Annotated in this window: 9 protein-coding genes; 4 read left to right on the forward strand and 5 right to left on the reverse strand. The window is 56.3% G+C overall.

The window, feature by feature from the left end; all coding sequences use genetic code 11:
- Positions 1-85: 85 nt before the first annotated feature.
- Positions 86-2,614, reverse strand: a complete 2,529-nt coding sequence (locus tag ACYZT8_RS04060; RefSeq protein ID WP_461979434.1) for a PepSY domain-containing protein — start codon at positions 2,612-2,614, stop codon at positions 86-88.
- A 168-nt stretch (positions 2,615-2,782) separates the two neighbouring features.
- On the reverse strand, positions 2,783-5,107 hold the full coding sequence (locus ACYZT8_RS04065; protein WP_461979436.1) for a TonB-dependent receptor: 2,325 nt from the start codon (positions 5,105-5,107) through the stop codon (positions 2,783-2,785).
- Positions 5,108-5,313: 206 nt separating this feature from the next.
- On the opposite strand from ACYZT8_RS04065, the gene ACYZT8_RS04070 reads away from it, so the two are divergent.
- The 4 genes from ACYZT8_RS04070 (at position 5,314) to ACYZT8_RS04085 (ending at position 10,219) form a co-directional block, all read left to right on the forward strand.
- Positions 5,314-5,994, forward strand: coding sequence for a Fe2+-dependent dioxygenase (locus ACYZT8_RS04070; RefSeq protein ID WP_461957201.1), 681 nt, complete (start codon positions 5,314-5,316; stop codon positions 5,992-5,994).
- Positions 5,991-6,746, forward strand: coding sequence for a tetratricopeptide repeat protein (locus ACYZT8_RS04075; protein WP_461979438.1), 756 nt, complete (start codon positions 5,991-5,993; stop codon positions 6,744-6,746). The genes ACYZT8_RS04070 and ACYZT8_RS04075 overlap by 4 nt, the downstream gene beginning before the upstream one ends.
- A gap of 337 nt (positions 6,747-7,083) precedes the next feature.
- On the forward strand, positions 7,084-9,294 hold the full coding sequence (locus ACYZT8_RS04080) for an alpha-xenorhabdolysin family binary toxin subunit A (RefSeq protein ID WP_461979440.1): 2,211 nt from the start codon (positions 7,084-7,086) through the stop codon (positions 9,292-9,294).
- Positions 9,295-9,382: 88 nt separating this feature from the next.
- Positions 9,383-10,219 (forward strand): hypothetical protein, encoded by an 837-nt coding sequence (locus ACYZT8_RS04085; protein WP_461979442.1) that lies wholly within the window; start codon positions 9,383-9,385, stop codon positions 10,217-10,219.
- Positions 10,220-10,260: 41 nt separating this feature from the next.
- On the opposite strand, the gene ACYZT8_RS04090 is transcribed toward ACYZT8_RS04085, so the two are convergent.
- The 3 genes from ACYZT8_RS04090 to ACYZT8_RS04100 form a co-directional block, all read right to left on the reverse strand.
- Positions 10,261-11,424: a type III PLP-dependent enzyme gene (locus ACYZT8_RS04090; RefSeq protein WP_438658037.1), complete on the reverse strand. Its 1,164-nt coding sequence runs from the start codon at positions 11,422-11,424 to the stop codon at positions 10,261-10,263.
- Positions 11,425-11,893: 469 nt separating this feature from the next.
- The gene (locus ACYZT8_RS04095; RefSeq protein ID WP_438658036.1) at positions 11,894-13,051 is read right to left on the reverse strand and encodes an osmoprotectant ABC transporter ATP-binding protein OsmV; all 1,158 of its coding nucleotides are present in this window, start codon (positions 13,049-13,051) and stop codon (positions 11,894-11,896) included.
- The gene (locus tag ACYZT8_RS04100; protein ID WP_007942812.1) at positions 13,048-13,701 is read right to left on the reverse strand and encodes an ABC transporter permease; all 654 of its coding nucleotides are present in this window, start codon (positions 13,699-13,701) and stop codon (positions 13,048-13,050) included. Before ACYZT8_RS04100 ends, ACYZT8_RS04095 begins: the two co-directional genes overlap by 4 nt.
- Between the last annotated feature and the right edge of the window lie 9 nt (positions 13,702-13,710).

A 13,710-nucleotide genomic window follows, 5' to 3' on the forward strand; every position in this document is an offset into this window, starting at 1 on the left:
CGCTCCGCGTTCGGCTCTGGAAGGGACGCGGAGCGTCCCGGGCGGCATTCCCACGCGGAGCGTGGGAACGATCAGGCGAGGGGTGTCAGTAGACATCCCGTCGATATCTGCCTTGCTCGATCAGGCGGTCAACTTCTTCAATCCCGAGCACTTCGTTGAGCACGTGATCCACGCCTGAAGCCATCCCCTGCAAGCTGCCGCAGATGTAAATCACGGCACCGTCGGCCAACCATTGCTTCAGTAGATCGGCCGATTCACGCAGTCGATCCTGCACGTAAACCTTCTCTGCCTGATCCCGCGAGAACGCCAGGTCCAGTCGCTCCAGGTCGCCTGAAATCAACCATTCCTCAAGCTCATCGCGGCACAGGTAGTCGTACTCCCGATTGCGTTCGCCGAACAGCAACCAATGCCGTTGCTGGCCATCGGCAATTCGCGCCTTGAGCAGACTGCGCAGCCCGGCCAGCCCGGTGCCGTTGCCCAGCAGGATCATCGGCACCGGCTCGGTCGGCAGGTGGAAGCCACTGTTGCGCCGCACCCGCAGACTGACGGTGCCACCCACCGGCGCGTGTTCGGTCAGCCAGCCGGAGCCGATACCCAGGCTGCCGTCGGCATGCATTTCCTGACGCACGATCAGTTCCAGCACGCCGTCGGCGGCGATCGAGGCGATGGAGTATTCGCGCATGGCCAAGGGCACCAGGGCGTCTACCAGCGCTTGCGCGTGGAGGCCGACCAGGTGAGTTCTGTTCTCGGGCAGTTGGCGACTGGCGAGGGCTTGCTCCAGCGGTTGCGACAGGCCGTCGAAGGTCACCATGGCCCGGCCTTCAATACCCAGGCCATCAAGGAAATGCTCGATCGCCCACGGGCAATTGCGTGGCAGGACTTCCACCAGATCCCCCGCCAGCCAACTGCTGGTCGTCGGAGCGGTGAGGCCCAGCAAGTACACCGGCGAGCCGCTGCTGTCCGGGTTCATCAACTCGCGGCGGGTCAGGGTCCAGTTGTCATAGCTTGGCGCTTGCCAGGTGTCGATGGGCGCTTGCCCGGTCAGCAGGCCGAGTTGCTGCTGCCAGTGACGCAAGGCGTAAGGATCACCGCTATCGACTTCCACCGGCGCGAACAGAGTCTTGCCGCCATGCTCGCCGAGCCAGGTGTGCAAGCGTCGAGCGAAGCCGCAGAAGTGTTGATACTGGCGATCGCCGAGACCCAGTACCGCATAGTTCAGGCTTTCCAAGCTCGGTGCTCGTCCCAGCACTTTGCGCTCAAAACCTCGGGCGCTGTCCGGCGCTTCACCATCACCGAAGGTGCTGACCACAAACAGCGCGTTGCTGGATTCACGCAAATCCTGTTCGCTGACATTCGCCAGCGGCTGCACCTTCACCGGCAGGCCGGCAGCCTGCAATTGCCCGGCGGTCTGCCACGCCAGTTGCTCGGCAAAACCGCTTTGGCTGGCGAAGCCGATCAACCAGGCCGGTGTGTTGCTGCCCGTTTGCGCGAAGTCTTTGCGCGCGTCCTTGATCTGCTTTTTCTTGCGGCGACGATCCAGGTACAACAACCAGCCGGTGACGAAGAACAGCGGCATGGTCAGCGCGGTAATGGTCAGGATGATGCGTCCGACGATGCCGAAGTAGCTGCCCACGTGCAACGCGTAGATGCTCGTCAGCAGTTGCGCCTTGAGGCTCTTGTCGCTGTAACGGTTATGTCGTTTGACGACGCCGGTGGCCGGATCGAGGCTGATCTGGTTCAACGCGCGGTCATGGGGCGAGGTGTTCAACAGGTAGAAAACCGTGGCCGGTTGGCCAGCCACTGGCGGCATGCGGATGTTATAGGCACTGAGTGCCGGACCTGCAGCGCTATAAATGCTGCTCCACATGACGGCGTAGTCGGCGGTCGGCGCCGGGCCGCTCGGTGCAGGGCCACGACCGCCGCGAACGCGCTCGTTTTGCGGTGAGTCGGAAAGCAGTTGGGTCAGGCCCTTGTTGTACCACTCATAGGACCAGGACAACCCGGTCAACGCCGACAAAAGGTAAAACACCAGGCACCAGGTACCGGCCACCGAGTGCAGGTCCCAGTTGAAGCTGCGACCCTTTTTCTTCCAGTCGAGGGTCAGCCAGGCGCGCCAGCTTTTCCATTGGCGCGGCCAGCGCAGGTACAGGCCGGACAGGCAGAAAAACACCAGGATCAGCGTACACGCACCGGTGATCTGCCGACCGGTATCGCCCATGGCGAGGAAGCGGTGCAGTTGCAGCATCAGCCCGAAGAAATCCTGCCCGGTGGCCTCACCCATGAACTCGGCGGTGTACGGATCGAAGTAGCGCATCTCGCCACGGCGTTCGCCCGGTGGCGGCGTGAAGCTCACCCGCGCGGCGTTGCCGCTATCGGTCTCGACCCAGAGCATCGCGACTTTTTTGCCGGAGGCTCCTTCGATTTTTTCAACCAGTTCGGCGGGCGGCAGGACGCCGGCAACCTGCTTCTCGACTTGCAGCACGGAAGGATTGAGCACGCTGAGGATTTCATCCTCAAACGAGACCATCGCCCCGGTGATGCCCATCAGGGCCAGGACCAGTCCGGCACTGATGCCGAAAAACCAGTGCAACTGGAACAGGGTTTTCTTCAACACGTCGCTCGCCTTGTTCGTTCGAAATAATCATCACGGCGCGCATTATGCCGTGGGTTGCTGAGAAACATTCTTTTTTACGCACAAAAGCCCCGTTCATATTGATGAACGGGGCCTGATCCTCATTTCAGCCTTCGCCCACATTCCATGTGGGAGCGATGCGGCTGGCAATCAGAAGTGGAAGTTGGTGCTCAGCAATGCCGTACGGCCCGCCGCCTGGTTGGCGAAGTGGGTCGAGAAGGCTTTGTCGTAGTAGGTTTCGTCGGTCAGGTTTTGCACGTTCAGTTGCAGGTCGACGTTTTTGCTCAGCTTGTAGGCGGCCATTGCGTCGTAACGAACATAGGAATCAACCATGGTGGTGTTGGCCGCGCTACCAAATACGTCGTCGACATAGAACGCACCGCCACCGATGGTCAGCTTCGGCGTGACCTGATAGGTCGTCCACAGGCTGGCACTGTTTTTCGGGGTGTTTGGCAGTTCGTTGCCGTTGTTGGCCTTGTTGGCCGGCAGATCACCACCATCGACTTGCTCGCTGTCCATGTAGGCGTAACCGGCGAAGACCTGCCATTTATCGGTGATCTTGCCGGTGGCCGACAGTTCGATACCTTGAACGCGGGTTTTGCCGGCGTTTTCATAAGACGTGGTGTCGACTTGAACGCGGGCGTTTTCTTTCTCGGTGCGGAAGATATCGGCGGTCAGCGACAGGCGATCATTGAGCAGATCCCACTTGGTACCGATTTCGTAGTTCTTGGTGGTTTCCGGCTCCATGTCGCTGCTCAGCAGGTTGCCGTTGCGATCCGGAGTGCCGCCCAACGGGTTGCCTTCCTGGCCTTCGCCCAAGGTGTTGCCCGGCGGAGTGGCAGAAGTGGCGTAGGACGCGTAGATGCTGCCGTTTTCAGCCGGCTTGTAGACAACGCCGAACTGACCGGTCACGAACTCGCTGACGTCATCCCCTTTGGACGTGGTGACGCTGGAGGCGTTGAAGGTCTTGTACTTGGTGTCGAAATGGTCGTAACGCAGGCCCATGTTCACCAGCCACTGCTCGGACAATTCCAGGGTGTCGAACACATACAACGCGTAGGTATCGGACTGGGTGTCGGTGCCGGCGTAGTTGCGCGAGATCGCACCGTTCCACGGATCGTTCGGGTTCGGGTTGGCCAGCGAGGTGCAGTTGTAGCCGCTTGGCGCGCCGATCAATGCCGGTGAGCAGTTGGTGGTCGAGGCTGCTGTTCTCGGGGTGGTGTCGACGTTGACGTTGTACGAGGATTTCTGGCTTTCCTCATGGCTCAACTCGATACCGGTGGCGAAGCTGTTCTTGAACCCGGCGATGTACACGTCACCAAACAGATCGGTCTGGTTAGTGGTGGTCTCGGTGTTGCTGACGCGGGTGTTGGCCCGACGCCAGACGCTGCCGTTATTGACGTTACCCTTGCTGTCGTCCGGCTGGGTCAGGATGTAATCCTGCATGCTGTTGCCGTGGCGCAAGGTGTTTTTAACGGTCAGTGCATCGTTCAGGTCGTGCTCGATGGCGAAGGTTGCCGTGTCGGTGCGGCCCTTGCGGAAGTCGCGATCTTCCAGGCCGTAGAAGTTGCTGTGATCGCCACCGGAGAACGGCTTGTCCGGGTTCGATTTGGTGCGGGCGGCCGAACCTGCGGCAGGGATGGTGTACGGAATGCCCGAGTCTGGCGTGTCGTTGCTTTCCAGATGGTAGTAATCGAGGTTGACCCGGGTGTCGGTGCCCAGGCCGAACGCCAGCGACGGTGCGATGCCCCAGCGGTCGTAGTCGACGCTGTCACGGCCGGCAACGTTGCTTTCGTGGCTCATCAGGTTCAGTCGGCCAGCAGCGGTATCGGTGAACTGGTAGTTGCCGTCCAGGGTGTAACGCTGGGTCTGGTCCGACCCCCAGGTAAAACCACCGTCAAACGAGTCGCCCAGGTGGGCCTTTTTGCTCACCAGGTTAATGCTGCCGCCAGCCGCGCCACGGCCGCCAATGGCCGAGTTCGGGCCTTTGCTGACTTCGATCGACTCGACGGCGAAGATCTCGCGGCTCTGCGAACCGGTGTCGCGCACGCCGTCCAGATACGTATCGCCCTGAGCGTCGAAACCACGAATGAACGGACGATCGCCTTGCGGGTTGCCACCTTCACCGGCACCGAAGGTGATGCCCGGAACGGTGCGCAGTGCGTCCTGCATATTGAGGGCGCCGGTATCCTTGAGTACCTGCTGCGGGATGACGGTGATCGAACGCGGTGTGTCGACCAGCGGCGCGGTGTACTTGGGCGAAGAGGCTTTTTCGACGTTGTAGGAAGTCGCATCCTGGGCTTCGCCGGTGATGGCGGTAGCCCCCAGGGAAATCGCATTGCTCGGTGCTTTTTCGTCGGCCTTTTCAGCTGCGAAAACCATGTGGCCGGCAGAGCTGGCAGTGAGCGCCACGCCAATTGCAGACGCGAGCAAACGCGGTGAACTGACTGGTAATTGTAATTGTTGGCGTGACATGTGAATTCCCCTCCCCAAGGATTTGAGGCCGCGGAATATAGGGTAGACGCGTATTTGTATCAATTGCGAAACGTTACTATTCGCGAAGAATTTACATTCTTTACAATTTAACCTTACGGTTTTTGATGATTCATTCGTCACGGGGGTTTTACACAGTCAATAAGAATCAATACCATTGCCGCTTCTTTGCCTTCAGGTGTCATCCAATGCTGCTGCACATTCCCGGCGTGTTCGCGAAAGAAGAAGTGCAGCGCATCCGCGAGGCTCTGGAACAAGCCGATTGGGCCGACGGCAAAATCACCGCCGGCTACCAGTCGGCCAAGGCCAAGCACAATCTGCAGTTGCCTGAAGGCCACCCGCTGGCCAAGGAAGTGGGCGCGGCGATGCTTGAGCGGCTATGGAAAAATCCGCTGTTCATGTCCGCGGCGTTACCACACAAAGTTTTCCCTCCGTTGCTGAACTGTTACACGGCCGGTGGCAGTTTCGACTTCCACATCGACAACGCCGTGCGTCAGCCCAAAGGTGGTATCGAGCGGGTTCGCACCGATCTTTCAGCGACGCTGTTTTTCAGCGAACCGGACGACTATGACGGCGGCGAACTGGAAATCCAGGACACCTTCGGCACCCAGCGCGTGAAGTTGCCGGCCGGGGACATGGTCCTTTATCCCGGTACGAGCCTGCACAAGGTCAACGCCGTCACGCGCGGCACCCGCTATGCCTCGTTCTTCTGGACCCAAAGTCTGGTGCGCGAAGACAGCCAACGTGCGTTGCTGTTCGAGATGGACGGGGCGATCCAGCAGTTGACTCAGGACATGCCCGATCACCCATCGCTGATCCGCCTTACGGGCACTTATCACAACCTGTTGCGCCGCTGGGTCGAGGTATGAGTTATCAATTGCGCCGCGAGGAAGTCCTCGACGGCGATTCGCTCAAGGCCATGCTTGAAGAAAGCCCCGCTCGTGCGGCGCAGGCGATTCTGATCGCTGCCCGCGAAGGCGTGCTCGACGCTCAAGCCTTGCTCGGGCAGATTCTGCTGGACGGGCAGGGCATAGAGCAGGACCAGCCACTGGCGGTGCGCTGGTTCGAAATCGCCGCCCGGCGCGGGCACCTGATGGCGCGCAACATGCTCGGCCGTTGTCATGAGCATGGCTGGGGTTGCGTTGCCGATGCATCGATTGCCGCGGGGCATTATCGAGTTGCGGCAGACGCCGGGCTGGATTGGGCGATGTACAACCTTGCCAACCTGCTCGCCACCGGGCGTGGCGTCGTCGAGGACCAGACGCAAGCGCTGGCGTTGTATCGCCGCGCGGCAGCGTTGGGCCACGCCAAATCCATGAACCTGTTGGGTCGCTATCTGGAAGAAGGACGCCACTGCTTGCAGGATCTGCTGGCGGCGCGGGAGTGGTATCGACTCTCGGCTGAGGGTGGGGATTTTCGCGGCCAGTTCAGTTATGCAGCAGTACTGGCTGATGATGGGCGGGTCGATGAAGCACTGGGCTGGTTGCGCAAGGCGCTGGCCGGGGGAAACGTCAATTTCTTGCGTGTGAGCAGTGAGTCATTGCTAAGTGCAGATCATCCAGAGGTTCGCAGGATGGCTGATGCTTATCAACGACGGCTTTCTCAGTTAACCGCGTTGTAATGGTTTGTTGTTTCGGTTAACTGTCTTTATAACGTGATTTTGTTTTATTCGGAATGTTGCGTGATATAGAGCATTGCTTGATGAAGTTCATGCGCTGGTCGAGTGTGCGTAATGTATGCGTCGAAGTGACGGTCGTAGTGGTTTGATTTCAATCCGATACAAATCTATTCGGTAAATGAGTTGTCTTGAATTTTAATATTTGAACGCTTGTGAGTGATTGTCATGGTGCTCTAAGGTTTGGCACTTCGATATCTGTAATTTGGTTGCATGAAGCGACTGGTCAGTATTGAGGGTAAACTTAAATAATATTAGCGTCTGGAAAGACAAGGAGTCTCAGATGGCGTTCAAGATAGATGATAAGGTAGTAGAGGCCGCTGCAAATGCGCCCAGGATATTTGTGGAAGCATCGCTTGGTGAGGGCGAGGAATATAATCGAGAGCCCGGTATTCAGCTAACCACAGCGCAGATTATTAGTTTGAGAAAGTATGAGGTCCTGGGGCTTTCTCTTCCCGTTCGGCTTGCGGATGTAGTTGCTTATTTAAATTATGGTGCCGGTGATACTGGCGGCACGGGACTTGCTGCAAAGGATTTTCTTCGCACTTTCACAATGACGTATGACCATGCGAAGCGCTGGTCGCCATTGCGCGAGAAAATAATGCTGACAGGAACCGACCTTAAAGTTTTCGCTGGCAGTATTATCAGAACGGGTAACGCAATTGTAGAGGTCTACGAAGACCACAGGGCATCGAAATACCTGGAAGAGCATAATATCAATACACCTGAGGAGTTTCAGAAACTCCCGTTCCCGAATCTTCCCGATCTAGAGTTGCCTTCGGGGGATGTTCCGGATATCAAGGCCTACCTCAATGACATGCTTGCGAAGGTTAAGCAGTGTCATGAAAAAGCCGAGAGGGTAAGAGCAGAACTTGATAGTTTTGGTGCCGATATGCGCGCGCAAGTGCTGCCGGAAATAAAATTACGATTGGAGTTTGTTACCAAAAATACGTATCAGAAAGATGTTCAGGATTTGCAGAATGAAATTGACCAGCGCTCGAAAGAGATTGATGAGCTCAATAAACAATATGACCAACTTGTTCAGGAAGCGATCAAGGCGGCTGCGACTCTCAACATTGGTGGGTTGATTCTCGGTATCTATCAGGGTGTCAAGGCTGAAAAAATACGCAAGGAACGAAATGGTCTCAAGGAAGCACAACAAGTCGCCAATCAAAAGATGGGCAGCAAAAACCAGACGCTGAACTCTTTGAATAAAGTGCGTGATGATCTTCAGAACCTGACTTCCATTACGATCGAAGCTGAGGCCGCCACTCAAAATCTTATGCTGGTGTGGAATGCGCTGAGTTTATATATCGCTGCCTCCATTCAAGAGGTCGATGGGTTGGAGGAGGCGACTTCTTTGAGGCGGTTCAAAAATCAGATACTTAGCGTCATTGATCCTTGGGAACAAATCAAAGTCAGTTCGGATCAACTGCTTGGTGTGTTCGCAGAGGCGGATAGAGAGTATGGGAATGGTAGTTTGATTTTTAAGAGTAAGATAAACATGCAGTCGCTGTTTAACAATTCGGAACATCCAGTTTTCAGTGTCGCAAACCTGCGTGGACATAATGTCGCGCTGCAAGACACGAACACGACGGCACTAATGCTTGTACAGCAATACGATTACTTGCCGGGCACAGTAGGAACAATGAATGATCTGGCGCTTGCGATCAACAAGACAACGTCCGATCTACGTACCCGGGCCCAGGCAAGCAGTATCATTTTTGAGCGTTCAGAGAAAAAATTGAAAGGCTATCAGGCAGAGCTTGCGTATCCGGACGATGCGGATGAAGTCCGTGAGGACATGGAGGCAGAGCTCAAAAATATGTTCGACAAGGTGTCCGCACAAACTGCAGATTTCAAAAGTATCCATAAAAGTATTAGTGTCCACTATGACCGGGCTACCTCGGAACAATGGGTTGTTACGCTACAGCAGGATCGGGCACTCACTGAAGACCTCAAAAGTAAATCCGAAGAAAAATTGACTGAACTGAATAACCAGATGAAATCCGTGTCTGAAGCGATTGATTTGATCGGGAAAGCCGGAGTCGAAAAAATTGGGGAGGAAGCTCAGCTATCGCTGGATAATCTGAAAGCACTGGGTTTGGCGCCGCCGCAGATTGCAATTGCACTGTTGGCGATTGATGCGCTTAAAAAAATGATCACGGGTATTGGGGAGGCTATTAATTATCTGAACATGTTGGAGGCATACAACAGGCTCAAGGAAAAAGCCGGTGATCTGAAGGGGCAGTTGCAAAAATACAACAGGGATATCGCCCAGATTGATGGAAAGATTGAGTTGGTAATGACGCTGGACGCGTTGGACGATGGGCGCTGGGCATATGTGAAAGAATTTTCGAATCTGGTGGCCGATTTCGAAAGGTTTTCCCGCGAACTCAAGCAAGATAAGTCGCTGCCCGTCGAGGAGCGAGCGGATGTCGCGATTGTGCGGATCGCAGACCTTATCAAGTACTTGAAGACTATTCAACAGTAATAAGGAGTCGAGGAGGTGGGCCGCGCGCCCGCCCCTCTCATAGGATATGAATATACTTGCATATGAATTTACCGCGTCGCAGCGGCGAATGTTAGACCGTTACACCCATTTCCTTGGTTCCCTGCACTCGACATTCAACAATATACCAGTTGTGTTTGAGCGCCGTAGAATCAGCGGCCACCAACTCGCGGTTCTGGCCAAGGATTCGCGCCTGAATAATGCCAGGTTTAATGAGCGATATTTGCAGGAGTTTTGGGGGCGTACTGAAGAAACAAGACTGCTATGCGATGGTTATGTTGAGGATCTCGCAATGTTCACCCGCGAGTCGCTGGAACTGACTAAGCAAACTTCCAGAAGCGAACCTGTTGATCAGGTGGATTTCAGGATGTACACGTTGTCCAGATCCCCGACATGGAAATTGTTTCCACCACGGAATGTGCAAAACCTGGTTCACGAGTTATTTCTTCGCTTTGATGAGTTGAAATCTGCTGTGCGGCAACTGAAGTTTACAACCACGGAACTGTTTCAGGAGTCGTTTGGGTTGAACTCGGTATTCACAGGGGCAATGAACCATCGGTCTTGTCAATGCCATATACAACCGACTGTGGTGGCGGAATTGTTTCGCGAGGTTGGTACCACGCCGGTCTGGGACATCACTTACTCTTCCGGAGATGCTTCGGTCAGGGCGGCAGAATATAAGGCCGATATTGCAGCGTTATTTAACAGCTTCGCTTCTGTGAACTCGCAGATGGGGGTGTTTATCGAGGAAATATATCAGCGTATAGATGGCGTGATCAGAGAGCTCTTGAGAGCAAGGAGCGCGTCCAAACTCGGGGAGTTGAATTTCAGTTTGGGCGCGGCTATGGAGGGCGCTAATGAGTGTATGGCGATGATGAAACATTTTGAGGGATGGCTGCGGAAATAAAAAAAGGTCCATATGTTATGGACCTTTTTTCATGAGATTGCTTATACGTAGAAGGATTTCAGCGGCGGAAAGCCATTGAATTCAACTGCGCTGTAGCTGGTGGTGTACGCACCGGTCGACAACCAGTACAAACGATCACCGATCGCCAGGTTCAACGGCAAACCATACTTGTAGTTTTCATACATGATGTCGGCGCTGTCGCAGGTCGGGCCGGCGATGACCACTTCTTCCATCTCGCCTTTCTTCTCGGTCCAGATCGGGAACTTGATGGCTTCGTCCATGGTTTCGATCAGGCCGGAGAACTTGCCCACATCCGTGTACACCCAGCGCTCTACCGCGGTACGGGATTTACGCGCGACCAATACGACTTCGCTGACCAGGATGCCGGCGTTGGCAATCAACGAACGGCCTGGTTCCAGGATGATTTCCGGCAGTTCGTCGCCGAAGTCTTCCTTGAGGAAACGGATGATTTCTTCAGCATAGGTTTCCAGGCTGTTGGTGCGGGTGATGTAGTTGGCCGGGAAGCCGCCGCCCATGTTGATCAGCTTCAGGTGAATGCCGTCTTCTTCTTTCAGGCGCTCGAAGATCACTTTGACCTTGGCGATCGCCGCGTCCCAGACGCTGATGTCACGCTGTTGCGAGCCAACGTGGAACGAGATGCCGTAAGGCACCAGGCCCAGGTCACGGGCGAGGATCAGCAGGTCCATGGCCATGTCGGTCTGGCAGCCGAATTTGCGCGACAAAGGCCAGTCAGCGGTGGTCGAGCCTTCGGTGAGGATGCGCACGTAGACTTTCGAGCCCGGTGCAGCCTTGGCGATGTTGCGCAGGTCGGCTTCGGAGTCGGTGGAGAACAGACGCACGCCCTTCTCGTAGAAGTAGCGGATGTCCTTGGATTTCTTGATGGTGTTGCCGTAGCTGATACGGTCAGCGCTGACACCACGGTCCATAACCTTGTCCAACTCGTAGATCGAGGCGATGTCGAAGCTCGAACCTTTTTCTTTGAGCAGGTCGATGATTTCCACGGCCGGGTTGGCCTTGACTGCGTAATAGACCTTGGCAAATTCGAAACCGGCGCGCAGGTCGTCGTAGGCCTGGCTGATCATCGCGGTGTCGATGACCACGAACGGGGTTTCTTGCGTGTCGGCGAAGGCTTTCAATTTATTGAAGGTATCGCGCGCGTAATAGTCTTCGACGTTGATCGACATGCTGGGAACTCCTACTGGCAAACTGAGATTAACAATGGGTGCAAATGAACGTCCTCCGTATCCCCACTTTGGTTCGCCTACTTCCCAAGGCATGTCGCCGAAAGCAAAAAGGCCATGGGAGCGGTGCTTCCCTTGGCCTTGCTGTCTCGTCGTCAGTACTTGAGCCGGATGGATCGTTTCCAGCATGGACGTTCGGCGCGAACTTTAGGGCGTGAGGGGCTTGAGATCAACAAAAAATGTCGCGTTTTTGCACGCTTCCGTCGTGCGGTCCCCGACAGTTACTGATGTAACCGACCTGCATGACAGTGTGATGTTCCCGTGGGTGGGAGATTTGAGGTGTTTCAGGCGGGAATTGTGTTTGCCCCAATCGCTAGCAGGCTAGCTCCCACAGGGGATTTATGTTGTTGCACAGATTGCATGCACACCACAGATCCAATGTGGGAGCTAGCCTGCTAGCGATGGCGTCAGGTCAGGCGACAGCAGTCTCGGCAGGCGAAACAATGCTGGTCTTGCCCCCACGAGACTTGCCGGAGCTCAAATACTCGGCAATCGATTCCTGCGTCACTTCCCCCAGGAACACCCGCTCGGCATCCATCACCGGCAACCACGAGCGGTTGAACTCGTACATTCGCGACAACAGGATGCGCAAATGCTCGTCGTACGCCGCTGTGGCATTGAACTCGCGCAAGTACTGCGCGCAGGTACCGGTCTGACGATGCAGGTCTCGACGTCGTACATAACCCAGCGCCTTGTTCTCACCGTCAGTGACCACCACATAGCGACGGTCCAGTTCGTCCATCAACTCCAGGGCTTCAGCCACCGGCGTTTCCGGGCTCACCGACGGCGCGTTGTCCGCCGCGTCTTCAGCCTTCACCAGCAACAGACGTTTGAGGGTGCTGTCCTGGCCAACGAAGTTGCTGACAAAATCATCCGCCGGATGCGCCAGCAGGGTGTCCGGGTGATCGATCTGCAGCAACTTGCCCGCACGGAAGATCGCAATCTTGTCGCCCAGCTTGATGGCTTCGTCGATGTCGTGGCTGACCATGATCACGGTCTTGTTCAGCGCGCGCTGCATCTCGAAGAACTCGTTCTGGATCATCTCGCGGTTGATCGGGTCGACCGCGCCGAACGGCTCATCCATCAGCAACAACGGCGCATCCGCCGCCAGTGCGCGAATCACGCCGATCCGCTGCTGCTGACCGCCCGACAACTCACGCGGATAGCGAGTCAGATACTGCTTGGGTTCCAGCTTGATCATGCTCATCAACTCGCGGGCGCGGTCGTGGCATTTCTGTTTGTCCCAGCCCAGCAGGCGCGGAACGATGGTGATGTTTTCCTCGATGGTCATGTTCGGGAACAGACCGATCTGCTGGATCACATAACCGATGTTGCGACGCAGGGTCACGGCGTCGAGGTCGGTGGTGTCTTCGCCGTTGATCAGAATCTTGCCCGAGGTCGGCTTGATCAGGCGGTTGATCATCTTCAGCGTGGTGCTTTTGCCGCAGCCCGATGGCCCGAGGAACACGCAGATCTCGCCTTCATTGACGGTCAGGCTTACCGAGTCCACGGCTTTCACATCTTTGCCGTTGCTTTGGAAGGTTTTGCTGAGGTTTTGAAGTTCGATCATTTGAGCAGTCCTTTTGGAGTCAGCGTGCGTTGCAGCCATTGCAGAAGCAGGTCGGCGAAGATGGCCAGGAGACTGACCAGCACGGCGCCGACAATCAGCATCGACATGTCGCTGCGGCTGATTGAAGCGAGAATGAGTACACCGAGGCCACCGGCGCCGATGGTCGCGGCGATGGTCATGACACCAATGTTCATGACCACGGCGGTGCGCACGCCGGCTAGGATCACCGGCACCGCAATCGGCAGTTCGACCATTCGCAGGCGCTGGCCGAAGGTCATGCCGATGCCGCGAGCGGCTTCGCGAATGCCTGGTTCGACGCCGGTCAGGGCGAGGTAGGTGTTACGCATGATCGGCAGCAGCGAGTACAGAAACACCGCCGTGATCGCCGGCATCGGGCCCAGGCCCTGGCCGAATTTTGAGTAGAACGGCAGCAGCAGGCCGAACAGCGCAATCGACGGCACGGTCAGCAGCACGGTGGCGCTGGCTTGCAGCGGCCCAGCGAGTGTCGGGAAACGCGTCATCAGGATGCCCAGCGGCACACCGACCAGAATCGCCAGGGTCACGGCGATGCCGACCAGGGTGATGTGCTGCCAGGTCAGGTGCAGCACCAGCGGCCAGTCGAGATGGGAAAAGGCGTTCAGAAATTCCATGTCTTCTCC

The organism is Pseudomonas sp. LB3P93 (assembly GCF_054898025.1).